Here is a 25,175-nt window from a genome sequence, read left to right as displayed (position 1 = left end):
AAACGAGGGGCCGAGCTTTTGATCCTCCAGCGTGTAGCGGACGGCGATGCAACCGTTCGTGCATCCGGTCGTCGGCTACCTCTGTTACGCCGCAACGACCCGTGTCTGGGAGGGGCGACCGCCGGAGGGGGCACCGACACTCGTCGCGGTCACTGCTGCGGCCATCCCGGACCTCATCGACCAGCCGCTGTGGCTGCTCGGCGTCACCCCCGTGGGGCGGACAATCGCCCACTCGCTGTTCGGCGCGGCGGTTGCGGTCGGCGCCGCATGGATCGTCGCCCGCCGGCGGAACCGTCCGGAGCTCGGCGTCGCCTTCGCCGTCGGCTACCTCTCACACCTCGCCGCGGACGTGCCGTGGCACCTCCTCGCTGGCGACACCCACGAACTCGGCTTCCTCCTGTGGCCGGTCACCGAGATGCCCCCGTACTCCGGCGTGAAACACGTCGCCACGGTCGCCGGCGTGGAGGTGACAACGCTCTGGTTCGAGGCCGTCGTCCTCGTCGCGGGGGTGTGGCTGTGGTGGCAGGACGGCAAGCCGGGCGCCGGAACCGTGCGGCGGCTTGTGGGAAGGGGAGAGTCTTAAGAAGATCCGCGCAGCGGACTGGCGCTTACGCCGGATCGAACAACGCAAATCGGAGATTTGCTGGCTCGATGAAGCTACGCTTCATCAAACAACGTCTCGCCCTCGACCATATGCTCCTCGACGGTGTCCATGTCGAGGGTCACGCCGAGGCCCGGCTTCTCGGGCACCTCGATGTAGCCGTCCTCGATGACGGTCTCCTCGACGAGGTCGCTCCACCAGCCGAGCTCGTAGGAGTGGTACTCGACGGCCAGCGAGTTGGGGATGGAGGCGCCGACGTGCGCGGCGGCCATCGTCGCAACCGGTGAGGAGACGTTGTGCATCGCGACCGGGACGTAGTACTGGTTCGCCACGTCCGCGATCTTGCGCGTCTCGCGCATGCCGCCGACCTTCGGCAGGTCGGGCGCGACGATGTCGACCGCCTGGTTCTCGATGAGGCGACGCTCCTCCGTGACGCGGTAGCGGTTCTCACCGACTGCGATGGGCGTGATCGTGGACTTGGTGACCTCCTCTTGCACCTCCAGGTTCTCCGGCGGGACGGGGTCCTCCAGCCACCACACGTCGTACTCCTCGAGGGCGGCGGCGAGCCGCTTTGCGGAGCCGCCCGAGAACGTCCAGTGACAGTCGAAGGCCACGTCGGCTTTGTCCTTCACACGCTCGGTGACGGCTTCGACGATCTCCGCCTTATGGCGGATCTCGCCGGGGCGCAGGTGGCGGTTCGCGCGGTCCTTCTCGAAGCCGCTCGGCACGTCGAGGTCGAACTTGAGGGCATCGTAGCCCAGCTCCTCGACGACGCGCTCGGCCTCGTCGGCACACGCCTCGGGGTCGGCCTCCTCCTCGGTGTGACAGTCACAGTAAACGCGCATTCGGTCGCGGTACTTCCCGCCGAGCAGCTGGTAGGCGGGCACGTCGAGGATCTTCCCTGCGAGGTCGTGGAGCGCGACCTCGATGCCGGAGATCGCGGTGACGGTCACGCCCTCGACGGAGCCCTCGCCGGACATCTTCTGGATGAGGTGCTCGTACAGTCGGTCGATGTCCAGCGGGTTCTCGCCAACGACGAACGGCTTCATGCGCTCGATCAGCTCGGGGACGCCGGCGCCCCAGTACGCCTCACCCGTGCCGACGACGCCGGCGTCGGTGTAGACGCGAACGAGCGTCCACGGGAAGTTCCCGTCGACCATCGTCGTCTGCACGTCCGTGATCTCCACGTCGCGCCGGCCGCCGCGCGACCCCGTGACGCCCATCGTCTCGCTCGACAGCTCCCGCATCGTGTACTCCGCGTTCGGGTCGTGTAACGACTCGTAGTTTCTGCTCATGGATCGTGGTTAATTCGGACCGAAGTAAATCTTTGTGTCCACGGATTCGCCGGCGAGCAGAGCCGCCAAAACACCGTCATCGTTGGTGCGGATAGGGACCTTTTCAATGGGGGGTCCCGTATCAGGCCCATGGTCGAGCTGACTGATTCACTTAAATGTCTGTTTACGGGTGAGGTCGAGGAGTCCGAGAGTGGCGAGTACGTCGTGCGCATCCCTCGCACGGAGGTCGAACACGACACCGTCCGGAACGGCGAGACGTACCGCGTCGTGCTGCTGGACCGTGAGGCGTCGTCGGGCGCAAGCGGAGACGGCCGCTCGGCTGACGGGGGCGCAACCAGCGGACCGGCTGCGGGCGGTGCCGCCGGCGGCTCCGACACGTCCACTCGACGGAGTTCCGACGGACGAAGCGCCGGCGGCCAAAGCGAGCACGACCCGGCGTCCAACGGTCCGCCGGTGTCGGAGGGCGACGTGCGGGACGTGACCATCGAGACGCTCGGCGACCAGGGCGACGGAATCGCCAAGATCGAGCGCGGATACGTCGTCATCGTCCCCGACGCCGAGCTCGGCGACGAGGTGACCGTCGAGATCACGAGCGTCCGCGAGAACGTGTCGTTCGCGAGCGTTGTCGGCGAATAACGGGTCTCTTCCGCAGCAATTACGGCTGCTTTTTCGACGGCGATCCGGTATCCCGATCAGCAGCCGCCTCCGGCTCCGGCGTCGACCCACGCGAGAACAGAGTCGTGAGGTGCTCCCGTGAGAAGAACGACGAGGGTTTGTCCATGTGGACGCCGATTTCGCCGGAGAGCGCCCGGAGCCCGACGCGCTGGACCGGTTCGGGCAGCGAGTAGCAGGCACGGATCGCCTTCCCGAGACGGATCTCGGTCGCCAGCTCGTCGCGCCACCCCTTCTCGTAGTCCGCGAGCGTCTCGGGACGCGTCGGGTCGATCACCCGGGCCGCGATGTCGGCCGCGGTCATGCCGTAGAGGATTCCGCCGCCGGTGAACGGCTTCGTCTGGGCGGCGGCGTCGCCGATCAGAAACACCCGGTCGGTCGTCACGGAATCCGGCGGCCCCACGGGAATGGCGCCCGAACAGAAGTGTTCAGTCTCCACGTCGTACGCGTCAACGAGCGCCTCGAACAGCTCGTTAACCTCCTTGCCGGGGGGTGCGGCAAGGCCGTACTCGACGCCGGCGTCGCCACGCGGGATCCGCCACGCGAAGAACGTCGGCGCGGTGAGATGCACGTCGACGAAGTCGCCGTCGTCCGGTTCGGGATCGAACGCCAACACGCCGTGCAGAATGTCGTCGGGTTCCCCGAGGCCGACGCTCCGCCGAACTCGTGAGGTGGGGCCGTCACAGCCGGCGACCATCCGAGCGTCGACCGTCATCGTCTCGCCGTCAGCCGGGTTCACCGTGACAGCCACGTGGTCGTCGTGCTCCTCGATGCCCGTCACCGTGTGGTGTTCGCGCACCTCGGCGCCCGCCTCGCGGGCACACTCGGCCAGCGTCCGGTCGAGGCCAACCCGGTCGATCACGTTCGACACCTCCTCGTCCTTATAAAAGGGGTAGCTCCGGGAACCGGGGTCACCGACGTGGAACCGGGCGCCGAACACCCGATTCTGGAACAGCTCCGCTTTGGCGGCGTCGGGCACGTACTCCCAGATGTCCGTCGACACGTGGCCCGAGCAGGCGAGCGGCGTTCCCACCGCTCCCTTTTCAAAGGCGACCACGTCGTACCCGGCTTCGGCTGCCCGTCGTGCAAAGCGGGAGCCCGGCGGCCCCGCTCCCACGACGACGAAGTCGTACATACCCGATCCAACCGCGCCCGACTATATAAACGGGGCGTCGGAGTGCGGCGTCGAAGTGCGGTGTCAAGCCTCGGTGTCAGGACCCCACCCTCAGGAGAGCTGTGCCAGCCGATTGAGCACGTACACCGTCCGAAGCAGGTCGTCCGCATGCCCGCGGGCGTACACCAGATCGTCGGTGTCGCGAACGTGTGAGAGCACGTCGTCGGAGGCGTGTTCGGGCGCGGCCGCGATGCCGGCGTCCTCCCGCTTCGCCCACTCCATCACCCGCAGGTCCGACTTGCTGTCGCCCATCACCAGCACGAACGGGTCCGTGACGCCGAGCACGTCGAGTGCGGCCTCCACGCCGGCGACCTTGTTCAACTCCAGCGAGCTGATCTCGGCGGCATCGGCGTGGTAGTACCCCACATCGACCCGCTCGAACAAGTCCACAACGGGATCGGGAACCGCTCCGGGGTCGAGGTCGACGCTTGCGCCGTCTGCTTCCAGCACCTCCCTGATCTCCGGGTCCGCCGCGGCGTAGTGGGCGCGCGCCCACGCCGCACCGGCCGACGACGCGTCGTACTCCCGGTCGTCGGCGACGAGTTCCACGCTGCCCGAGCCTTCCGCTCCACCGGAGCGTCCCCCACCGTCCGGCTGCTCAACCGCTTGCTTCCCGTCGAGCTCGGCGGCCGCGACAACTGCCTTCCCCAGGAGATCGACGATGTGGACGAGCCCGTCGTCGATCACGGTCTCCGCCTCCTCGCTCCCCGTCTCGAAGTTGGGCTTGAGCGTCACGTTGAACTCGTTGCCCTGCAGATGACAGCCCCGCCGGACGTTCTCCGGCGCCTCCGGCAGGACTCGCGAGCGAACCTCGTCGAACACCGACCGCACCGACTCGTCGAGCTCCTCGTACAGCAGCTGTTTCGTCCGAGAGCCGTGGCCAGGCGTGAACACGCCGTTGCCCGCCTCATAGACGATCGACAGCGTGCCGGAGTGGACGAGCGCGTTGCCGAGTCCCTGGATCATGAACCCCTTGACGTTCTCCAGCGTCTGGCCGGTGCAGATGACGACCGGGACGCCGGCGTCATGGAGCCGTGTCAGCATGTGCAGCGTCTCCCGCGGAATCTCGTTGTCCGTCCCGCCCGCCGAGCGCAACGTCTCATCCACGTCAAGCACGAGGGCGTTCACCGCCCGCCCGTACCGGTTGTGGAGGTCCAGCGCCTGAAAGGCTGTTTCGCGGTCGGCGTACGCCGCCACGTCGGCCATCGTCGCGCCCGCCGGCAGCGTCGTCCGGATCTCAGTCTTCCGGCGGTCCAGCTCGTCGCTCGCCTCCTCCCAGTGTTCGAGGGCGACCCGGGAGTCGACGGGTGGAAACAGGTCGACGAACGTCTGATACTCGCGGAGGGCGTCCGCATCGAACTCGTTATAAAGCCGATAGAGAAGGTCGTACCGCTCCATGAATGATCTCCATCACGCCGGCTGTTAAAGGGACGGCGTTCGGGCAACGTCCGCCGGACAGGGTGCGGTGACGACAGGTCCGAGGAGGTCGGTTACGCGTCCTCGCCGAACCAGTCGAGCGCAGCCTCGAGGTCCGTTTCCGGCGGCGAGCAGGCGAAGTCCTGACAGGCGTACACCGTCGATTCGCCGTCGAGCGCGTCACGGCCCGCCCATATCGGCGGTGTCGTGTCCAACCCGAGACGGTCCAGCCACTCGTCGAGTCCGGCGCCCGACGCCGGGCGCGGCGCGACAAGCACGCCCGGGAGATAGCGCTCGCCAAGCTGCCGGTTCCAGGACGCCGGCACGTCGACGCGACCGGCGCTGTCGGGGGCGGCCGCGATCGTCAACTCCGTGCCGCCCGAGCGCACGCGTTCGGCGGCCCGAACCAGCGAGACGTGCTCCAGCGGGCTCGCCTGGATCCGGCCGGCGTGCGTGGCGACGACCGACTCCGCCACGGACCGGAACCGGTCATCGGGACGAAATCCGTCGAGGAGCGCGAGCAGCTCCGTCGCTATGCCGAGGCTGGACGGAGTCGACCGGTCCGTGAACTCCTGGGGACGGGCGAAGAGTCCGTCGCCGGCGCCGTCCTCGCTCTCATCCGGCCCACCCTCTCGCGTGAAGTACAGCGTGCCGTCGTCCTCGTCGTGGAAGGCGTCGAGCAGCTCCTCCGCGAGCTCCAGCGCGAACGCCAGCGGCTCTACGTCGCCCGTGACGGCGTACGTGTCGAGCGCGCCACGCGCGAGGAACGCGTAGTCGTCGAGGTAGCCTGGCCCTTGCACGTCACCGTCGAGCCACCGCCGGTTCAGCGTCCTCGTCTCCGCATCGTACAGCGCTTCTCGGCAGAAGTCGAGTGCCTCGCGTGCCGTCTCCGCGTAGGCGTCCCCGAGCGCACGGGACGCCGAGGCGAACGCGGAGATGGTGCGGCCGTTCCACGCCGCGATCACCTTGTCGTCGCGCGCCGGACGCGGGCGCTCCTCTCGCGCGTCGAACAAGTCAAGGCGGGCCTCCATCAGTAGGTCACGGATCTCCGGCCGGGTGAGCCCGTACTCCTCCTCGATCGCCTCCAGTGAGGTCGCGATCGTGAGAACCGTCGTCCCGCGCTCGAAGTTGCCGCCGGGCTCGATCCCGTACCGGTCTTTCACGACTGAGGCCGCCGGCTCGTCGAGAACCGCGTCAACCTCCGACGGCGTCCACGCGTAGAAGGCGCCCTCCTCCGGTTCGTCACCGTCTCGACCGCGGCTTTCCGGCGGCCGGCTCCGGGCGTCGAGCGTGCTGAAGAAGGCGCCGCGCTCGTGGCGCATTTCCCGGATGAGAAAGCCCAGCGATTCCTGGGCCACCCGGGCGTACGACGTGTCTCCCGTCAGCCGGTAGGCGTCGAGGTAGTTGAGCGGGAGTTCGGCGTTGTCGTACAGCATCTTCTCGAAGTGGGGAACCGTCCAGTCGCGGTCGACGGCGTAGCGGTGGAAACCGCCGCCGATGTGGTCGTACATCCCGCCGGACGCCATCCCGTCGAGCGTTCCGAGCGCGGCGTTCGCGAAGGCGTCTCGACCGGACGCGGCGTACGCCCGCATCAGCAGGTCGATCCGGCCGGGCATCGGGAACTTCGGGCCGCTCGTCCCGAAGCCGCCGTACGCCTCGTCGTAGCCGCGGAGCGCGGCGGCCGCCGCGTCGCCGATCAGGTCCTCGTCGGGCACCTCCCCCGGCTGGTCCGGAACGGCCTCAAGCTCGTCGCGTGCGCTGGCGACCCACTGGTCGGCCCGGTCTTTCATGTCCGCCCGCTGATCCGGATCAGCCCACGACTCGGAGATCCGCTCACAGAGCCCCTTGAAGCCGGGATGATTGCCGCGCGGCTCCGGCGGGAAGTACGTCCCGACGTAGAAGGGCTTCCCGTCCGGCGTACACCACGCTGACAGCGGCCATCCACCGCCGCCGGTGACGAGCTGGCAGACGGTCATGAACGTCGAGTCCACGTCGGGGCGCTCCTCGCGGTCGACTTTCACCGGGACGAACGACTCGTTGAGCGTCGCCGCCACCGACTCGTCCTCGAAGCTCTCCTCTTCCATCACGTGACACCAGTGGCAGGCGGAGTAGCCGATGGAGACGAACACGGGAACGTCGTGCTCGCGGGCGCGCTCGAACGCCTCCTCGCCCCACGGCTGCCAGTTGACGGGGTTGTCGGCGTGTTGGCGGAGGTACGGGCTGGCCTCCTCGTCCAACCGGTTCCGCTCCGTGGGCTGTGACATACCCCGGCTTCCAGCGCCCGACTCAAAAAGTCACTCCACCACGCCGGCGTCCCAGTACGCCAATCGACGACCGGCGTCGTCGGGGCATCCGCAGTAGTATGCACAAACGTGTTTAACACTGTTCGCATGGAGAGTAACCTTTACACTACCGTGCGCAGACCCGTCGAGTATGACGGAGACCGTTCTGGTGGTCGGCGGCGGCGGACGCGAACACGCAATCGCGCGGTCGCTGGCGGACGACTGCACGCTGTATGCCTGCGCAAGCAACCGCAATCCCGGAATCCGCGCGTTGGCGGACGGGTTCGCGGTCGTCGAGGAGACGGACGCCGAGGAGGTCGTCGCATACGCGACCGACGTGGACGCCGACCTGGCCGTGATCGGCCCGGAGTCGGCACTGGCAGCGGGCGTCGCTGACGCGCTCGACGACGCCGGCGTGTACGCGTTCGGGCCGCGGGAGGCGGAGGCACGCCTGGAGACGGACAAGGCGTACCAGCGCCGGTTCATGGAGGAGGCGAACGTACCGGGCTGTCCGGACTTCGCCGTCTTCGAGGATACCGAGGAGGCCTGCGCGTACATCGACGCGTACGATGGCGACCTCGCGGTCAAGCCCGCCGGGCTCACCGGTGGCAAGGGCGTGAAGGTGATCGGCGACCAGGTCACGCCCGAGGAGGCGAAGGCGTACCTGCGCGAGGAGGGGTACGACCGGGTTGTGCTCGAAGAGCGGCTTGTCGGCGAGGAGTTCACGATCCAGGCGTTCGTCGCGAACGGCGAGTTTCGGACGACGCCCGCCGTGCAGGACCACAAGCGCGCCTACGAGGGTGACGAAGGTCCAAACACCGGCGGGATGGGGTCGTACACCGACACCGGGCTCTCGCTGCCGTTCATGGACGACGGCGACTACGAGGCCGCCGTCGACGTGCTCGACGCCGTCGTCGAGGGGCTCCCGGAGTACAAGGGCGTCCTCTACGGCCAGTTCATGCTGACCGACGAGGGACCGAAGGTCGTGGAGTTCAACGCCCGATTCGGTGACCCGGAGGCGATGAACACCCTGCCCGTGCTCGAGACACCCTTCATCGACGTGCTGACGGCCGCACGCGACGCCGAGCCGCTCCCCGAACTCTCCTTCTCGGGTGACGCGACCGTCTGCAAGTACGCGGTGCCCGAGGGCTACCCGGTCGATCCGGACAGCGGCGCGCGGATCGCCGTCGACGAGGAGAGCGTGGGCGACGCGCTGCTGTTTTACGCGAGTGTGGACGAGCGCGACGACGGGCTCTACACCACGACCTCGCGAGCGTTCGCCGTGGTGGGACGCGGGTCGTCCATCCCGGCCGCCGAGGAGCAGGCGGAGGCGGGGCTGGCGGCCGCCGGCGACCGCGTGCGGATCCGCCACGACATCGGGAAGCCGTCGCTGGTGCAGCGGCGGATCGCCCACATGAACGAGCTACGCGGCGAGTAGGGTCGTCGGGAAGGCGACGAGGCAGTCGCTCTCGGGTTAAAAGGGCGAACAGCCGGCACCGGCGTCCTGCTCGGGTCGACTCCGCGACGGCGTGCCGGACTCCCGTCTCGACCGCCGCGGGCGCGTTTCAGGTCACGGCGGGGTTGGTCCCGGCTTCGCACTTGAAACGTGGGGTGCCACAGTCGGCGTGTATCGGCAGCAAACGCCTCTCCGGTCGCCCGCCGGCCTGTCCCTTTTAAGCGCTCCGCGCCAAGCGCCGAGCGTGAGCGACGACGATACCGGTGAGGCCGGTACGGACGACGAGTCGGCAAGTTCGGGTGATGAGCCGACAAATTCGGAAGACGGCGGGGAGGGCGCCGGCGGGCGCGACGGCTCCGGACCCTCTCGCCGCGAGCGGCTGGAGCGGCACGCGACCGGCGGGCTCCGAAACTCGCTGTGGTCGTGGCCGCGTGCGAAGTCCCCGCTGGTCGTGATGCGGAACTACCTCGTGATCGTGCTTGCGCGAATCTGCCCCAGTCTCCGACTGAAAAACTGGCTGCTGCGCCGGCTCGGCGTCACGGTCGGGACGGGCGTCGCGTGGGGGTTGGAGTCGACGCCGGACGTGTTCTGGCCCGAGCGGATCACCGTCGCGGACGACGCGATCATCGGCTACGACGCCACGCTGCTGTGTCACGAGTTTCTGCAGGACGAGTATCGGCTCGGCGACGTGGTGGTGGAGGAGCGCGCGATGATCGGCGCCGGCGCCGTCGTGCTCCCCGGCGTGACGGTCGGCGAGGGCGCGCAGGTGGCCGCCAACTCGCTGGTGGCCGAGGACGTTGCGCCCGGTACGACGGTCGCCGGCGTGCCGGCGACGGTGATCTCCGCGGATCCTGATGTGGGGAGAGACGGAAAAGCCGACCACCCGAAAGAGTAAGCTGCGACGGGGATCGACGCGGCCGCTCAGTCGACGCCGGCGATCTCCAGACAGGTGCCGACGAAGGAGTGCTGTCCGGCGAGCGCGCCGACATCGAGTCCGACGGCGACGCCCCGCCCGTCGCCGATGAGGTTGAGCTCGACGCCGCCCTCGAAACACCGGAGCACGCACTGTTGTTCGCCATGGGCGTACCACTGTTCCTGTCCGGGCTTCGAGAGTGAGTCGCTCTCGTAGGTGCGGACGATGTTGGCGATCTGCTGTTCGTGATACGCGTCGAGTACCCCCTCCCGTGCGTACACCACGTCGTATTCCCGACAGTCGTAATTGTAGGTGATGACGCTTCGGAGGTTCTCACCGACCGTCTCGTGGAGATGGTCGACGAGATCGTCGATGCGGTCGTCGTTCATGGGATCGGTTGATGGCTGTGGGTCATGAACGTCCGGGCCAAATTATCAGAGATCGAATTTCAATGAGGCCTGGATGTCGGTACTGGTAGTGTGTGGATCCGCCCCGCCATCAAACAACACTTATGACGCTCGTCCGGCTTTCCGGATCCATGAGCGAGACCGATGCTCAGGCCGACGTGACGGTCGTCCTCCCGGACGGATCAGCACTCTCCGTACCGGAGGGGTCGACAGTCGAGGACGTCGCCTACGAGATCGGCCCCGGGCTCGGTCGCGACACGGTCGCGGGCAAGATCGACGGCGAGCTCGTCGACAAACACGCCGAGGTGCACGACGGGGCCCGGATCGAGATCGTCACCGACCAGTCCGATGAGTACCTGCAGGTGCTCCGACACTCGGCGGCGCACGTGTTCGCACAGGCGCTCCAGCGGCTGTATCCCGAGGCGAAGCTGACGATCGGCCCGTACACCGACGAGGGGTTCCACTACGACATCGCGAACGTCGACCTCGACGAGGACGACCTCGCGGCGATCGAGTCGGAGATGCAGTCGATCATCGAGGCCGACTACGACATCGAACGCGTCGTGCGCGACCGCGAGGAGGCGCTGGAGATCTACGAGGACAACCGGTTCAAACGCGAGATCCTCGACGAGGAGGCCGCCGGCGAGGAGGTCACCTTCTACGTGCAGGACGACTGGCAGGACCTCTGTCAGGGCCCGCACGTCGAGTCGACGGGCGAGATCGGCGCCGTCGAGCTCCTCGACATCTCCGCCGCCTACTGGCGCGGCGAGGAGGACAACGAGACGCTGACGCGCGTGTACGGCACGGCGTTCGCCTCGGAGTCCGACCTTCAGGAGTACCTCGAACTGCGCGAGGAGGCCAAGGAGCGCGACCACCGGAAGATCGGCCAGGAGATGGACCTGTTCTCCATCCCGACGGTGACGGGTCCGGGGCTGCCGCTGTACCACCCGCCGGGCAAGACCGTGCTGCGCGAACTCTCGAACTTCGCGAACGAGCTCAACCGCGAGCACGGCTACGAGGAGGTCGAGACGCCACACGTGTTCCGGACGGAGCTGTGGAAGCAGTCGGGCCACTACGAGAACTACAAGGACGACATGTTCCTCCTCGACGTCAACGACGAGGAGTACGGCCTCAAGCCGATGAACTGTCCGGGCCACGCGACTATCTTCGACCAGTCGTCGTGGTCGTACCGCGACCTGCCGATCCGCTACTTCGAGAACGGGAAGGTGTACCGAAAGGAGCAGCGCGGCGAGCTCTCCGGGCTCTCGCGCGTCTGGTCGTTCACCATCGACGACGGCCACCTGTTCGTCCGCCCCGACCAGATCCGCCAGGAGATCGAGTCCGTCATCGAGATGATCTTCGAGGTCGTCGAGACGCTGGACCTCGAGGTCGAGGTCGCGCTTGCGACCCGTCCCGACAAGTCGGTCGGAAGCGACGAGATCTGGGAGTCCGCCGAGGAGCAGCTGCGTGACGTGTTGGAGTCCGGCGGCTACGACTACGACATCGAGGCCGGCGATGGCGCCTTCTACGGCCCGAAGATCGACTTCGGGTTCGAGGACGCGCTGGGTCGTGTCTGGGACGGCCCGACGGTCCAACTCGACTTCAACATGCCCGACCGCTTCGACCTGACGTACACGGGCGAGGACAACGAGGACCACGAGCCCGTGATGATCCACCGGGCGCTGTACGGCTCCTACGAGCGGTTCTTCATGGTGCTGATCGAGCACTTCGACGGCAACTTCCCGCTGTGGCTCGCACCCGAGCAGGTGCGCGTGCTCCCCGTCTCCGACGACACGCTGGGGTACGCCCACCGGGTGAAGAACGCGCTCGCGGACGCCGGCGTCCGCGTCGAGGTCGAGGACCGCGACTGGACGGTCGGCCGCAAGATCCGGCAGGGCCACGACGACCGCCTCCCGTACATGGTCGTCGTGGGGCCGGACGAGCAGGAGGCCGGCACGGTCTCCGTGCGCGACCGCTTCGAGAACGAGCAGAGCGGCGTCGAGCTCGACGCCTTCGTCGACCACCTCGTCGACGAGCGCGACGAGAAGCGGACCGAGCCGGACTTTATCGACGCGGAGTAGGGAGTAGGAAGTAGGAGTCTGGCGAGGGCGTTCGCCTACAGCGCGGTAACGCCCGAAACCTCGAACCGCGCGCCGCCTGCTTTTCCGTCGGATATCGTCACGTCCCAGCCGTGGGCTGACGCGATTTCCGTAACGATGCTCAGTCCGAAGCCGGTCCCTTCGGTCGTGGTCGTGTAGCCGGTTTCGAACACGCGTTCGCGTTCAGATTCCGGAATCCCGGGGCCGTCGTCTTCGACGTAGAACCCGTTTCCGTTCGGGAGGGCGCCGACCGTGACCGTGACGGAGTCGCCGCCGTGCTCCACCGCGTTGCGAAACAGGTTCTCAAGGAGCTGTCGAAGCCGGGACTCGTCGGCGCGAATCCGGAGCTCGTCGATGTCGATGTCGATCGTGGCGTCCTTCGTTTCGGTCGTCGTCCACGCCTCATCCGCGAGCGTGCCGAAGTCGACCTCGACCATCCCCTCGACGGGCACGCCGTCACGGGCCAGGGTGAGCAGATCCTCGATGAGCGACTCCATCCGCGAGAGTGACCGGCGTATCGGCGGCAGATGCTCGCTGTCACACTCATCCGCGAGCATGTCCGCTCGCCCCTTCGCCGTGTTCAGCGGGTTCCGAAGGTCGTGGCTCACCACGCTCGCGAACTGGTCGAGTCGGTCGCGTTCCCGTTCGAGCTGCGACTGCGCGCGCCGTCGCTCCAGCTCGTAGCTCACCCACCGCGTCAACAGCTCCACGAACGTCCGTTGAGTGTCGCTGAACGGCTCATCACGGGCGTCGGTGTCCGCGAAACACAGCGTGCCGTACAGATTCCCGTCGACCTCGACCCGCCCGCCGATGTAGCTCCCGAGCCCGAACCGGTCGTGAGCCGGATCGCCGTCCCAGCCCTCTTCGACGGCGTTAACCACCGTCAACAACCGATCGAGCTCTATCGTCCGCCTGCAGTACGCCTCATCGAGCGGGCAGCTCGCACCCGACTGTAACGCCGGATGTTCCGCATGGGACCGATCGATGCGCTGCGTCTCTTCGTCGATATGGGTGAGAAAGCCGTTTGGAAGCTCAAGATACTCACAACCCAATTCGAGCAGCGCGTCAACCTTCCGTTCGAACGACAGCTTCCGGTCCGATGAGACGGCGTACAACCGCTGGATGGCGTGGAGGCTCTCCTGTTGTCGCCGTTCTAATTTCCGCTCGTCCGTGATGTCCCGAAGATACACGGAGAGCCCGGTCTCGGAGGGGAACGCTCGCACGTCCACCCACATCCGTAGGGGCGGATAGTACGCGTCGAACGAAACCGGCTCTTGAATCTCCATCGCATGGTGATATCGCTCGTGGAATTCGGTGTCAACCGCGTCAGGAATGGCGTCCCAAAAGTGAATCCCGTCGATTTGGTCCACGGATTCGAGGACATCGCTGGACATCGCCGCTCGGAGTATCTCCCGGCCACGGTCGTTCGCGTAGGTGATCCGCCACTCGGAGTCGACCGCAAAGAATCCGTCTCCCATCCGGTCGAGGATCGTTTTGAAATCCTCCGCCCCCGACACCGATGGAAGATCAGTCATTACCAAAGATAGTGGAGCGGTACACTTTAATGAGGGGATCGAACCACACCGTGAACGGGGCCGCGAGGAAGCGCTGACGGTCGACAAACGACTGTTACCGATCGCTAGCCGTTGCGGGATGTCGATCACTGCGCGTGTTTCCCCGTTCATGGTTTTTATACGTTATCTCCGCGATCATCACCCATGCCTGACCACGAGAGTACGGGAGCCGAAGTCGAGCAACCGCCGGATGTCGGCGAGCTCACCCCGCCGGACCGGACGCTGATGGGGCCAGGACCGAGCGACGTCAACCCTCGCGTACTGCGAGCGATGAGCACGCCGCTCGTCGGCCACCTCGACCCCTCGTTCGTCGAGATCATGAACGAGGTCCAGGAGCTGTTGCGCTACACCTTCCGGACGGACAACCAGTGGACGATTCCCGTCTCGGGTACGGGGTCCGCCTCGATGGAGGCCGCCATCGGCAACCTCGTGGCGCCCGGCGACACGATGCTCGTGCCCACCAACGGCTACTTCGGCGGGCGGATGGCGTCGATGGCCGAGCGCGCCGGCGGTGAGGTCGTGGAGGTGGACGCCCCGTGGGGGGAGCCGCTCGACCCCGTCGACGTGCAGGCGGCGTTCGACGAACACCAGCCCGACGTGTTCGGGTTCGTCCACGCGGAGACCTCGACCGGCGTGCTCCAGCCTGGCGTCGACGAGCTCACCGACATCGCCCACGCCCACGACGCGTTCGTGATCGCGGACACGGTCACCTCGCTCGGCGGCGTCGAGCTACGCGTCGACGAGTGGGACGTGGACGTGGCCTACTCGGGCCCGCAAAAGTGTCTCTCCTGTCCGCCCGGCGCGAGCCCGCTCACGCTCAACGACCGCGCGATGGACAAGGTGCTCTCCCGCGAGGAACAGCCCCGGTCGTGGTACCTCGACCTCTCGCTGCTTGAGGGGTACTGGGGCGACGAGCGCGCGTATCACCACACCGCACCGATCACGAACGTGTACGCGCTCCGCGAGGCACTCCGGCTCGTGGCTGAGGAGGGGATCGAGAGCCGGTGGGAGCGCCACCGCGAGGTCGCCGGCGGCCTCAAGGCCGGCCTGCAGGAGATCGGACTGGAGATGAACGCGCCCGACGAGTACTGGCTCCCGAGTTTGAATGCCGTGCAGGTTCCCGACGGCGTGGACGACGGCGCCGTCATCGACTACCTGCTCGCGGAGTACGACCTGGAGATCGCCGGCGGCCTCGGCGACCTCGCGGGCGACGTGTGGCGGATCGGCTGTATGGGCCACTCCGCACGCCCCAAGAACGTCGAGTTCCTGCTGGCCGCGCTGGAGGAGGCGCTGGCGGAGCAGAGCTTCGAGGGGTGAGCGAGGACGCGGAACCGGCTCGAACAACTCCGGTTCGGAACGCGGTACCGCCTCTCACGCGAGCTTTTTCAGCTCCGTCACGTTGTAGCCGGTATGACCGACGCCTTCGGCCGGGCGATCCGCGACCACTACCGCGGGGAGCGCGACGCCCCGCTGCTGCATCGGGACGGCGAGGAGACGCTCGAACATCCGATCGAGTCGTTCTACTTCTGCGGGTTCGACCCGGAGACGCCCACCCACGAGTGGATGGCGTCGTGGCTGCAGGGGCCGCTCGTCGACCTCGGCGCCGGCACGGGGCGGCACGCCCTCCACTTTCAGGAGCAGTTCGAGACGGTCGCCATCGAACCGAGCCCGGCGCTCGTCGAGACGATGCGCGAGCGCGGCGTCCACGACGCCCGCGAGGGCGACATGTTCGCGCTCCGCGAGCAGTTCGAGCGGGACCGTTTCGGGTCCGCGCTGTCGAACGGCACTCAGGTCGGGCTGGCGGGGTCGATGCGGGGACTCTCGGAGTTTCTCGGCGACCTCGCGTACGTCACCCGTCCGGACGCGACCGCCATCCTCGACAGCTACGATCCCACGCATCCGGAGACCGCCGAGCTGATCGGCTACCGCGACGACCCGACGCCCGGGCTGGCACACCGGGTGATGTTCTTCGAGTACGAGGGCGACAGCAATCCGATCCTCCAGATTCGGCTGTTCAGCCCCGACCGCCTCCGGGAGGCCGCCGTCGGCACCGGCTGGACGGTCGCGGACGTCGTGCGCGGTGACTCCGGACACCACTACCGGGCGGCACTCAAAAAGGCGTAGCCAAGGCTGAACGGAGCGGAGCGTGGCGGCTTAGGTCCACTCGATCCGATACACTTCGGTGTCGAGCTCGCGCACGTCCTCGGTGTGGTGGTCGAACTGCGCCTCGACCTCGAAGGCGGCGGCGAACGCGTGGGTCACCTCGCCGCCGTTGTCGCCGGCGAACGCCTCGACGAACTCGCGGGAGCCGGCGTTGTGGACGGAGTAGGAGACCGTCGCCAGATCGGCGGCCGTCTCCAGAAACGCGCGGTCGGCGTTGCGGTTGCCCTTCTGTGCGCCGAACGGCGGGTTCATGAGGAGGGTGACGGGTTCGGCAGGACAGAGTGGGATGCGGGTGGCGTCGCCACGCACCCAGTGAACGGGGGCGCTGGCGGCGACACGTCGCTCGTTGTCGCGGGCGGTGTCGAGGGGTGCGGGGTCGAGTTCGACGCCGACGACGCGCGCGGCGCCCCGCAGGGCGGCCGCGAGCGCGAACATGCCGGTGCCGGTTCCGAGGTCGACGACGGTGCGGCCGTCGATGTCGCCGTGGAGGTCGGCGAGGTGGACGACGTGGGCGGCGAGATCGGGGGGCGTGGGATACTGTTCGAGCGCGGCGCGCGGGCTCTCGAACCCGGCGACGACGCCGAGGTCGGCGGCCAGCGCTCGCTTGCTCGCCATCGCGTTACGCTGCCAGGTCGAGTTCGGCGGCGGCGTCGCCGACGACGCGGAGGGAGACGCCCTCGCGACTCGCGCGCTCGGCGAGCGCGGCGAGCGCCGGATCGACCTTCCCGGGTTCGGCGATCTCGTCGACGGACAGCTCGATGCGCCCGGCGCCGAGGAACGCCGCGGCGCGAACGTAGCCACGGAGGCGGTCCGCCTCCTCCTGGGTGGCGAGCGAGCAGTCCTCGGCGAAGCAGGCGTCGACCGAGAGGGTCGCCGGCTGGTAGCCGCGCGCCGAGAGGCCGGCCTTGAGGTCGCGCAGATGGTCGGGTGCGGTACTTCCCAGGTCGTCGCCGTCGATGACGATCGGCTCGATCTCCGCCGGCTGACAGCCCTCAATGGTGCGTTCCACGCCCGCGGACTCCGTCGTGCTCATACTCACCCATTGTTGCAGGTTATACAAAAGCCTTTGTGAATGTCCAACAGTAATATCAAACGCCGGTCGGTCGTCGCCGTCCACCCACGATCCCGCGCTCGGCGCGCGAGCGTGATCTCCTCTTTTAATACCCGGAAGTGAGCAGGATTCACCCCTCGTAATTAGTCGTCTTTTGGACAACCCAATTAGTTCATTTGTCGCTAATTATCCGAAAATACGGAGGCTTGAGAGGGTTCATCCCCGTCAGTGGCCGTCTCCACGCCGTCGACAAATCATCTAAGCGGTCCGTCACGTTCTCCGAAGGTTTAAATACGAAGATTACCAGAAACCTTATAATGGAACGTCCGACCCGACAACGCCAGCAGGAGCGAGAACCCGAACAAGAGTCGGACGGAGAAACTTTCCAGTGTCCGGAGTGTGATTCCAGCGAACTCGTGACGGACGCGGACCAGGAGTTGGTCTGTGAGGACTGTGGCCTTGTCCTGGACGAGCAGACGATCGACCGCGGCCCGGAGTGGCGCGCGTTCAACCACTCCGAGCGCCAGTCGAAGTCGCGCGTCGGCGCCCCCATCACCGAGACGATGCACGATAAGGGGCTGACGACGACGATCGACTGGAAGGACAAGGACGCCTACGGCCGGTCGCTCTCCTCGGAGAAGCGGTCACAGATGCACCGGCTGCGCAAGTGGCAAGAGCGGATCCGCACGAAGGACGCCGGCGAGCGCAACCTCCAGTTCGCCCTTTCCGAGATCGACCGGATGGCGTCCGCGCTCGGCGTCCCCCGCTCGGTGCGCGAGGTTGCCTCCGTCATCTACCGCCGCGCGCTGACGGAGGACCTCATCCGCGGCCGCTCCATCGAGGGCGTCTCGACGGCCGCGCTGTACGCCGCCTGCCGGCAGGAGGGGATTCCGCGCAGCCTCGACGAAGTGGCCGAGGTCTCCCGCGTTCCGCAAAAGGAGATCGGCCGTACCTACCGCTACATCTCCCAGGAGCTCGGTCTGGAGCTGAAACCCGTCGACCCCAAGCAGTTCGTCCCCCGGTTCGCCTCCTCGCTGGAGCTCTCCGAGGAAGTGCAGGCAAAGGCAACGGAGATCATCGACGTGTCCGCCGAGCAGGGACTCCTCTCCGGCAAGTCCCCGACCGGATTCGCGGCCGCCGCCATCTACGCCGCCTCGCTGCTCTGTAACGAGAAGAAGACCCAGCGCGAGGTCGCGGATGTCGCGCAGGTGACCGAGGTCACCATCCGCAACCGCTATCAGGAGCAGATCGAGGCGATGGGGTTCCGCTAGGTCGGTCGGCGCGCGACCGCACACCCCTTCTTTCTCCGCTGCTGATCCGCTATCTTGCGTGCAGAAACACGACGACCTCCCGGTCGTACAGCGCCGTCTCCACGACGACGGCCTCGTGGTCCGGGTAGCGGTCGGCGACCGTTCCCTCGTGGGTCGGGTCGGCGATCATGACGGCGGGCTCACCGTCGATCTCCCCGGGGTCGGCCACGCTGGCGGTCGTCGCGCCGGTGCGCTCGACGTACCACGGCAGCGGGAGGCGCTCGCCGAACGCGGCCCGGGCGTCCGGATCGGGGACCGGCGGGTCCGTCACGGTGGATTCGTCAGCCAGGTAAAACCGCTCGCCCACGTAGACGACTCGGCCGTCGTCGCCGGCGGCGAGCGCCGCGGTCATCTCCCCGACCAGCGGCTCGAGGTCGCCCGTAGGTTGGCCGTACTGCGAGAAGCCGTCCTCGTGTGTCGGCTCGCCGGCGATTCCGTCAAGCGCAACCACTCCGACGCCGGCGGCGACCGCGACGAGGACGAGCAGGGCGGTGGCCGCGCGGGCCGCGTCCTCGCGAGCGAGCGCGCGTCGACCGTATCGGACGACTGCCGCGAGCCCGACGGCGGCAGGGACCGTCATCGGGACGATTGCGTGGACGAGCGTCCACGGCGCCGTCACCTCGGCGACGATCGGGTACCCGATCAGCCCGAGACCGGCCCAAAACGCCGCGAACGCGACGAACGGCCGAGGCCCCTCGACGGCCGGAAGTCCCTCGTAGCGGTCGAGCAGGAACCCGGCGACGCCGAGCGCGAACACGACCGCGGACGTGGCGAGAAGCGTGCCGGCAGCGTCGGTCAGGAACGGGAGCAGCTCCGTGCCCTCCCGGCCCGACACCCGCACCGCGAGAAACTCGACGACCGGCGTGCGGTACGTCGCCAGCAGGAATCCGACCGGGTCCGAGAGCGCGCCGTACCCGCGAGGGGCGAACGCGACTGCCCACGCACCGAGGAACACGAACAGTGCCCGCGCAAGCGGCGTCAGGCGCTCGCGGAGCCACGCGCCGCGGAGGGCGACCGCCTCGCGAGCCGCCACAGGATCCCCTTCGATCCGGTGTCGGTCGAAGGTGAAGACGCCGGCGACAACCACGAGGACGAGGGTCGCGACGGCAAATCCGGACGCGGCGAACGCGGCGACCGCCGAGACCGTCGCGGCATAGAGGAACCCGTCGCGGTCGGTGTCGACCCACCGAAGAAGGAAGCCGACGGCGACGAGCGCGGCGCCCGCTGCGAGGAGGTCGCCGCGAAGAAACCGCCCGTAGTAGAGCAGAAGCGGGGAGAACGCCAACAGCAGCGCCAGCGCGACCGTCTCATCGTCCCGTAGTCGTCCACGATAGAGCAGCGCCGCAGCCGGGAGGAGTCCCGAGAGGAGCGCGATGGGGAGACGGGCGAGGAAGTCCGAGGCGGTGCCGACGCCGAGCGCGAGCCGGGCGAGCAGGTAGACGAGCGGGCCGCCGGCAACCGGCCGAGACGAGTACGAGCCCGTCTCCAGCGATCGGAGGGTCCAGTAGCCGACGCGGGCTTCGTCCCAGTGGAACGGGCGCGTGCCCAACCCGACCACCCGCACGAGAACGGCGGCGAGGACGACGGCGCCGACGGCGCCGACGACGGCCACGCGGTCGCGACCCGAGAGCATACGCGACGGCTTCCGACGCGGGGAACCTGAGTGTTCCGCTCCGGCGTTCTCGGAAGCCTGAAAGCCGGCCAGCGCCGAGGACGGGGCATGACCGAACTCACGACGCTGCCTCGTCGCCGGCTTCGCGAGGCGGAGGTCGCGGCGCTGAACCGCTCCGAGGACGTCTCCTACGCCGTCGCCACCGAGACGAACGGGGAGACGCCCGGGCTCGTGATCGCCACGGAGAACGCCGTGACGGGTGCCGCGCTGGCGTCAGCACTGGCGGACGGCCCGGACGATCCCGACGCCGACCCGGAGGGCTGGGTCGTCGTCGAGAAGGTGCCGCTTGCGGACGCCGACCGCCCGGATGCGCTGCGGACCTGTGAGGACGCCGTCGTCGACCGACTCTCCTAGCAACACGACGACTCCCGGGGAGTGGTTTTTAACCGCTCCCCGTCGTATCGTCGACCGACATGTACGACGAGATTCTCGTTCCCACCGACGGTAGTCCGGCGTCCGACGCCGCCATCGAGCACGCGATCGACCTCGCCGCGAAGTATGACGCGCGCGTTCACGCGCTGTACGTCGTCGACGGCGCCGCCTACTCCACGCTGGAGGCGGGCTCCGAGATCGTGATCGAGGCGCTGGAATCCGAAGGGGAGGAGGCGACCGAGCGCGTCGCCGAAGCCGCCGAGGAAGCGGGCGTCGAGAACGTCACCACGGTGACCACCGGCACCGCCTATCGCTCCATCTCCGAGTACGTCGACGAGAACGACATCGACATGGTCGTGATGGGGACGCACGGCCGCAAGGGGCTGGACCGCTACCTCCTCGGCTCCGTCACCGAACGTGTCGTTCGGACCTCCGAGGTGCCCGTCCTGACCGTCCGCCAGCCCGCCGAGGACTGAGTCGAAAACTGACCGACGGCGGGCGCCGAGCGCCTCCGACCGCGCCCCAGGCGGTCGCTTTCGGATCGACGAGACGGCGACGAAACGGCAACGAGACGGCGACGAAACGGCAACGAGACGGCGACGACCGCAAGGCAATAGTACCCACCCCCGAATAGGCGGGCCATGCGCGACTGGCTCTCTCACCGCGTCGCCGCCTCCCCCGACGCCACCGCCCTTATCCGCGCGGAGGACGGCGAGGCGTGGACGTACGCGGACCTCGACCGACTCGTCGCGGAGACGGCCGGCCGGCTCGCCGCACGCGGCATCGGCGAGGGGGACCACCTCGGCGTCCTGATGCCGCCGTACGTCGGCTACGTCGGGCTCGTCCACGCCGCGATGCGGGTCGGCGCGACGCTCGTCCCGCTCGGCGAGCGGCTCACGCCGCGTGAACTCTCCGCGCGCGTCGACCGGGCGGACCTCTCCGTGCTCGTCTGCGCGGAGTCGACCGAGTCGGATGCCGTCGCGGCGACCGACGACGTGCCCGTCCTCTCCGTCGACGAGCCCACCGAACCGAGCGTCGCCGGGCTTCACGACGTGGAGCCCGAACCGGTGCAGGCCCCGTCGTGGAGCGACGACGACCGCTGCTGTCTCCTCTTTACGTCCGGCACGACCGGCGAGCCGAAGCCGGTCGAGCTCACCGCCGGCAACCTCTACGCGAGCGCGGTCGCCTCCGCGTTTCGGCTGGGCGTCGATCCGGACGACCGCTGGCTCGTCTGTCTCTCCTTACACCACATGGGCGGGCTCGCGCCCATCTACCGCTCGACCCTGTACGGCACCACCGTCGTGTTGCGTGAGGGATTCGATCCCGGCGGCACCGCCGACGACATCGGCCGCTACGACGTGACGGGTATCTCGCTGGTGCCGACGATGCTCAAGCGGACTCTCGACAGCCGCGGGACGCTCGCCGACTCGCTGCGGGTCGTCCTCGTCGGCGGCGCGCCCGCGCCGGACGAGCTGATCGAACGCTGTCAGAACTACTCCGTCCCCGTTTATCCCACCTACGGCATGACCGAAGCCGCCTCCCAGGTGGCGACCGCGACGCCGCAGGAGGCCACCGACCGGCTGGGCACCGTCGGACGACCGCTCTTCGGCACCGACATCACCGTGGTCGACGACGCCGGCGTGCCCGTGGAGCGCGGCGAAACCGGCGAGGTGGTGGTGAGCGGCCCCACGATCACCCCGGGATACTACGGCGACCCGGCCGCCACCGCGGACGCCTTCGGCAAGTACGGCCTCCACACCGGCGACATCGGAACGCTCGACGCGGACGGTTACCTCCACGTGCTCAATCGGCGCGACGACCGGATCCTCACCGGCGGCGAGAACGTCGAGCCCGGGGAGGTCGCCGGCGTGCTCCGCACCCATCCGCAGGTGATGGACGCCGCCGTCGTCGGGCTCTCGGATCCCGAGTGGGGCGAGCGGGTCGCCGCGCTCGTCGTTCCCAACGGGCCCGTGCAGACCGCGGCGGATGAGGATTCGGCAACGGCGGAGCCCGGGAGATCGGAAGGGGCGGGTGTGAGTGAGGGTGCGGGAGAGAAAGGGGGTGCGGTGGAAGCGGTCGACGACGAGGACGAACCGGCGGAGACGGCCGGCGAGGAGCCGGAGGTCCCGGAAGCGGCAGGCGACGCTTCGGACACCGACCGGACCCCCGGCGAAGCGGGGAGCACCACCGAGACGGCCACTCCCGATGGCGACGCCCTGATCGAGGACGACCTGTTCGCGTTCCTGCGAGACCGTCTCGCCGGGTTCAAGCTCCCGAGGACGGTGGCGTTCGCCGGCGAACTGCCGCGAACCGTCTCCGGAACGGTCGACCGCGAGGCCGTTCGGGAGATCGTCCGCCGTGACGGGCACGAGCCACCCCGTCCGGAGGAAGGGGAGTTCGACGCCGCCGGCTTCGAGCCCGCGGAGCCCGAGCCGGTACGGAACACCGACGCGGTCGACGAGAGCGATGGCGTTGACGAGCATGACGCGCCCGACGAGCATGACGCGCCCGATGACGTTGCTGTGTCCGATGACGGTGCCGTGCCCATCGAACGGGCGGAGCCGACCGAGACAGGAGAGGCGGCAGAGTCGAACGGGAACCAGCCACCCGAACAGCGCGAGACTGACGAGGACGCTTAACCGTCCACCGTGAGAACAACCACCGATGCCCGAAGCAACCCTGTCAGCGTCGCTGCCGCCGGACCACCCGCTCGTCGTCGGCGCCGAGCACGCCGCGGGGGCCGTGGAGATCGTCGGCATCGCTCCGGCACACCCGGTGGGTTGCCACGAATCCGGGTCCCGACCCGCGTCCGACTCCGAATCCGAACCTGATCTCGAGACCGCCGAGTGCGACAGGGACGAAGGTAGCGGTGGCGTGGTGGATTCCGTCCCCCTGCTGGTTCGGCTGACGGGCGCCGACGCGGCGGACGCCGCCGAGCGCCTCGTGGACGCCGCACGACGAGACGACCACGGCGGATCGGAGGGGGATCACGCCCACGGACTGGGGGTAGGCGGCGTTCTCGCCGGCGGTGAGGACCGTGAGGAGGTTCACATCTCCGTTCCGTGTGCGCCGCTTGCGGCACTGAGTGCGGCCCGCGTCGCCCTCGACCCGCCGGCCGCCGTCGACGGGACGACGCTCCGGTTTCGGGTCCGGACCACCAGCGAGCGACTCTCCGCGCTCCACAACGCACTCGACGAGCACGTGCGGGAGTACGAGGTGGAGGTGGTCCACTCCCGGACGAGCCGTCCGGAGCCGCTCTCCGCGAAACAGGAGCGCGTGCTCTCGACCGCGCTCGACGCCGGCTACTACGCCGTGCCGCGGGAGGCGTCCGTCGCCGACGTGGCCGACGCCGAGCGCCTCACCAAATCGGCGACCGCCGAGACGCTCCGACGGGCGGAGCGGCGGCTTGCGGAGCGATATCTGGACGAGTAAACTCCCAACTCGTTTTTCGTTATTCCACGAAGGTTTTGCCCTCGGCGTCACACGGGGGTGTATGGACCTACTCGACGACAGCATCGTTCCGGAGCACGCCCGGGACGTGAAAGCGGAAGCACGGGAGTTCGCGGCCGAGTATATCGAGCCCAACGCGGAGGAGGCGTTCCGCGCCGGCGAGTACCCCTGGGAGATCCTCGAAGCCGGGATGGACGCCGGGCTCGTCGCACAGGACATCAGTGAGGAGTACGGCGGTCGCGGGCTCGACCTGCCCCAGATTCTCGCCATCGCGGAGGAGTTCTACCGGGCGGACGCCGGCATCGCGCTCACGCTCCAGCTCGCGAGCTTCGGCTGTGAGATGGTCGAGCAGTACGGGACCGAGGCACAGAAGGAGGAGTACCTCCGGCCGGTCGCCGAGAACGACCAGATCTCCGGGCTCGCCGTCTCCGAGCCGGAGACCGGCTCCGACCTCGCGGGGATGACGACGGAAGCCGAGAAGGTCGAAGGCGGCTACGAGCTCACCGGCGAGAAGTACTGGGTCGGCAACGCGGTCGAGGCAGACTGGCTCACCGTCTACGCCAAAACCGGCGACGGCGAGGACCGCTACTCCAACTACACGCTGTTCATCGTCGAGACGGACACGGACGGCTACGAGGCCGAGCACATCCCCGAGAAGATGGGCATGCGCGCCTCCAAGCAGGGCCGCATCGTCTTCGACGACTGTTTCGTCCCCGAGGAGAACGTCGTCGGCAGCGAGGGCGGCGGCTTCTACGTCCTCGCCGACTTCTTCAACCACGGCCGGGTCGTCGTCGGCGGCCACGGGCTCGGGCTTGCGGCGGCGGCCATCGAGGAGGCCGAGGAGTTCGTCCACGGGCGCAACGCCTTCGGCCGGACGGTCAACGAGTTCCAGGCGGTCCAGCACACGCTCTCGGATATGCGGATCGAGTTCGAGTCCGCCCGCGCGCTCAACTGGCGCGCCTGCGAGAAAGTCGCGAACCACGAGGACGCCGGCTACTGGGCCGCCCTCGCCAAGACGAAGTCGACGGAGGTCGCCGTCGACTGCGCGGAGAAGGGGATGAAGCTCCACGGCGGGCGCTCCATCCTCACTGACCGCCGCATTGCCCGCGTCTACCGTGACGCCCGCATTCCCGTCATCTACGAGGGTGCCAACGACATCCAGCGCAACCTGATCTACCGCCAGTCGCGGTAGGTGGCATTCGGCGGTGTTCCGCGGTTTCTGCGGTGCCTGCGGTGTCTGCGGTGTCTGCGGTGCCTGCGATGTCCGC

Annotated in this window: 22 protein-coding genes; 13 read left to right on the top strand and 9 right to left on the bottom strand. The window is 68.1% G+C overall.

Annotated features, from left to right (window positions below; translation table 11 throughout):
* The first annotated feature begins 46 nt into the window (after positions 1-46).
* Positions 47-583 carry a metal-dependent hydrolase gene (locus ACYQ07_RS00280; protein WP_459875763.1) on the top strand — a complete coding sequence of 179 codons (537 nt, stop codon included), beginning with the start codon at positions 47-49 and terminating at the stop codon, positions 581-583.
* A gap of 74 nt (positions 584-657) precedes the next feature.
* On the opposite strand, the gene ACYQ07_RS00275 is transcribed toward ACYQ07_RS00280, so the two are convergent.
* A complete protein-coding gene (locus tag ACYQ07_RS00275) occupies positions 658-1,896 on the bottom strand; it encodes a mandelate racemase/muconate lactonizing enzyme family protein (RefSeq protein ID WP_459875760.1) in 1,239 nt (412 codons plus the stop codon).
* A gap of 129 nt (positions 1,897-2,025) precedes the next feature.
* Between ACYQ07_RS00275 and ACYQ07_RS00270 the strand changes: the two genes are divergently transcribed.
* Positions 2,026-2,532, top strand: a complete 507-nt coding sequence (locus ACYQ07_RS00270; RefSeq protein ID WP_459875758.1) for a TRAM domain-containing protein — start codon at positions 2,026-2,028, stop codon at positions 2,530-2,532.
* 19 nt (positions 2,533-2,551) lie between these two features.
* On the opposite strand, the gene ACYQ07_RS00265 is transcribed toward ACYQ07_RS00270, so the two are convergent.
* The 3 genes from ACYQ07_RS00265 to ACYQ07_RS00255 all read right to left on the bottom strand — a co-directional run bounded on the left by ACYQ07_RS00265 (position 2,552) and on the right by ACYQ07_RS00255 (position 7,422).
* Positions 2,552-3,703 carry a geranylgeranyl reductase family protein gene (locus ACYQ07_RS00265; protein ID WP_459875755.1) on the bottom strand — a complete coding sequence of 384 codons (1,152 nt, stop codon included), beginning with the start codon at positions 3,701-3,703 and terminating at the stop codon, positions 2,552-2,554.
* Between the two features lie 90 nt (positions 3,704-3,793).
* A complete protein-coding gene (locus ACYQ07_RS00260; protein WP_459875753.1) occupies positions 3,794-5,140 on the bottom strand; it encodes an HAD family hydrolase in 1,347 nt (448 codons plus the stop codon).
* Positions 5,141-5,232: 92 nt separating this feature from the next.
* Positions 5,233-7,422: a thioredoxin domain-containing protein gene (locus tag ACYQ07_RS00255; RefSeq protein ID WP_459875750.1), complete on the bottom strand. Its 2,190-nt coding sequence runs from the start codon at positions 7,420-7,422 to the stop codon at positions 5,233-5,235.
* Positions 7,423-7,591: 169 nt separating this feature from the next.
* Here ACYQ07_RS00255 and purD point away from each other — a divergent pair, with 169 nt between their 5' ends.
* Together purD and ACYQ07_RS00245 are read left to right on the top strand one after the other, a co-directional pair.
* Positions 7,592-8,878 (top strand): phosphoribosylamine--glycine ligase, encoded by a 1,287-nt coding sequence (gene purD / locus ACYQ07_RS00250; protein ID WP_459875747.1) that lies wholly within the window; start codon positions 7,592-7,594, stop codon positions 8,876-8,878.
* 397 nt (positions 8,879-9,275) lie between these two features.
* A complete protein-coding gene (locus ACYQ07_RS00245) occupies positions 9,276-9,791 on the top strand; it encodes an acyltransferase (RefSeq protein WP_459880166.1) in 516 nt (171 codons plus the stop codon).
* A 26-nt stretch (positions 9,792-9,817) separates the two neighbouring features.
* On the opposite strand, the gene ACYQ07_RS00240 is transcribed toward ACYQ07_RS00245, so the two are convergent.
* On the bottom strand, positions 9,818-10,198 hold the full coding sequence (locus ACYQ07_RS00240; RefSeq protein ID WP_459875744.1) for a DUF7522 family protein: 381 nt from the start codon (positions 10,196-10,198) through the stop codon (positions 9,818-9,820).
* A gap of 122 nt (positions 10,199-10,320) precedes the next feature.
* On the opposite strand from ACYQ07_RS00240, the gene thrS reads away from it, so the two are divergent.
* A complete protein-coding gene (thrS, locus tag ACYQ07_RS00235) occupies positions 10,321-12,297 on the top strand; it encodes a threonine--tRNA ligase (protein WP_459875741.1) in 1,977 nt (658 codons plus the stop codon).
* Between the two features lie 35 nt (positions 12,298-12,332).
* Here thrS and ACYQ07_RS00230 read toward each other — a convergent pair whose 3' ends face one another.
* Positions 12,333-13,850 (bottom strand): ATP-binding protein, encoded by a 1,518-nt coding sequence (locus ACYQ07_RS00230; RefSeq protein WP_459875738.1) that lies wholly within the window; start codon positions 13,848-13,850, stop codon positions 12,333-12,335.
* Positions 13,851-14,033: 183 nt separating this feature from the next.
* On the opposite strand from ACYQ07_RS00230, the gene ACYQ07_RS00225 reads away from it, so the two are divergent.
* Together ACYQ07_RS00225 and ACYQ07_RS00220 are read left to right on the top strand one after the other, a co-directional pair.
* Entirely contained in the window at positions 14,034-15,206 is a 1,173-nt protein-coding gene (locus ACYQ07_RS00225; RefSeq protein ID WP_459875735.1) for a pyridoxal-phosphate-dependent aminotransferase family protein, read from the top strand.
* Between the two features lie 93 nt (positions 15,207-15,299).
* On the top strand, positions 15,300-16,013 hold the full coding sequence (locus tag ACYQ07_RS00220) for a methyltransferase domain-containing protein (RefSeq protein ID WP_459875732.1): 714 nt from the start codon (positions 15,300-15,302) through the stop codon (positions 16,011-16,013).
* A gap of 30 nt (positions 16,014-16,043) precedes the next feature.
* Here the strand turns inward: ACYQ07_RS00220 and ACYQ07_RS00215 are convergent, their stop codons facing one another.
* Both ACYQ07_RS00215 and ACYQ07_RS00210 read right to left on the bottom strand, forming a co-directional pair.
* Positions 16,044-16,667: an METTL5 family protein gene (locus ACYQ07_RS00215; protein ID WP_459875729.1), complete on the bottom strand. Its 624-nt coding sequence runs from the start codon at positions 16,665-16,667 to the stop codon at positions 16,044-16,046.
* A gap of 4 nt (positions 16,668-16,671) precedes the next feature.
* Positions 16,672-17,085 carry a DUF7961 family protein gene (locus ACYQ07_RS00210; RefSeq protein ID WP_459875726.1) on the bottom strand — a complete coding sequence of 138 codons (414 nt, stop codon included), beginning with the start codon at positions 17,083-17,085 and terminating at the stop codon, positions 16,672-16,674.
* 335 nt (positions 17,086-17,420) lie between these two features.
* Here ACYQ07_RS00210 and ACYQ07_RS00205 point away from each other — a divergent pair, with 335 nt between their 5' ends.
* Entirely contained in the window at positions 17,421-18,374 is a 954-nt protein-coding gene (locus ACYQ07_RS00205; protein ID WP_459875723.1) for a transcription initiation factor IIB, read from the top strand.
* Between the two features lie 49 nt (positions 18,375-18,423).
* Here the strand turns inward: ACYQ07_RS00205 and ACYQ07_RS00200 are convergent, their stop codons facing one another.
* Entirely contained in the window at positions 18,424-20,046 is a 1,623-nt protein-coding gene (locus ACYQ07_RS00200) for a flippase activity-associated protein Agl23 (protein ID WP_459875720.1), read from the bottom strand.
* An 87-nt stretch (positions 20,047-20,133) separates the two neighbouring features.
* Here ACYQ07_RS00200 and ACYQ07_RS00195 point away from each other — a divergent pair, with 87 nt between their 5' ends.
* From ACYQ07_RS00195 to ACYQ07_RS00175, 5 genes are all read left to right on the top strand, one after another.
* The gene (locus ACYQ07_RS00195; protein WP_459875717.1) at positions 20,134-20,439 is read left to right on the top strand and encodes a DUF7964 domain-containing protein; all 306 of its coding nucleotides are present in this window, start codon (positions 20,134-20,136) and stop codon (positions 20,437-20,439) included.
* A 59-nt stretch (positions 20,440-20,498) separates the two neighbouring features.
* A complete protein-coding gene (locus tag ACYQ07_RS00190; protein WP_459875714.1) occupies positions 20,499-20,933 on the top strand; it encodes a universal stress protein in 435 nt (144 codons plus the stop codon).
* A 165-nt stretch (positions 20,934-21,098) separates the two neighbouring features.
* Complete coding sequence (locus ACYQ07_RS00185) at positions 21,099-23,096, top strand: class I adenylate-forming enzyme family protein (protein ID WP_459875712.1); 1,998 nt, start codon at positions 21,099-21,101, stop codon at positions 23,094-23,096.
* A 25-nt stretch (positions 23,097-23,121) separates the two neighbouring features.
* Positions 23,122-23,889 carry a helix-turn-helix domain-containing protein gene (locus tag ACYQ07_RS00180; protein ID WP_459875709.1) on the top strand — a complete coding sequence of 256 codons (768 nt, stop codon included), beginning with the start codon at positions 23,122-23,124 and terminating at the stop codon, positions 23,887-23,889.
* A 61-nt stretch (positions 23,890-23,950) separates the two neighbouring features.
* A complete protein-coding gene (locus ACYQ07_RS00175) occupies positions 23,951-25,099 on the top strand; it encodes an acyl-CoA dehydrogenase family protein (protein ID WP_459875706.1) in 1,149 nt (382 codons plus the stop codon).
* The last annotated feature ends 76 nt before the right edge of the window (positions 25,100-25,175 follow it).

The organism is Halorubrum gandharaense (assembly GCF_054654575.1).
This window is presented reverse-complemented; position numbering and strand designations above follow the sequence as displayed.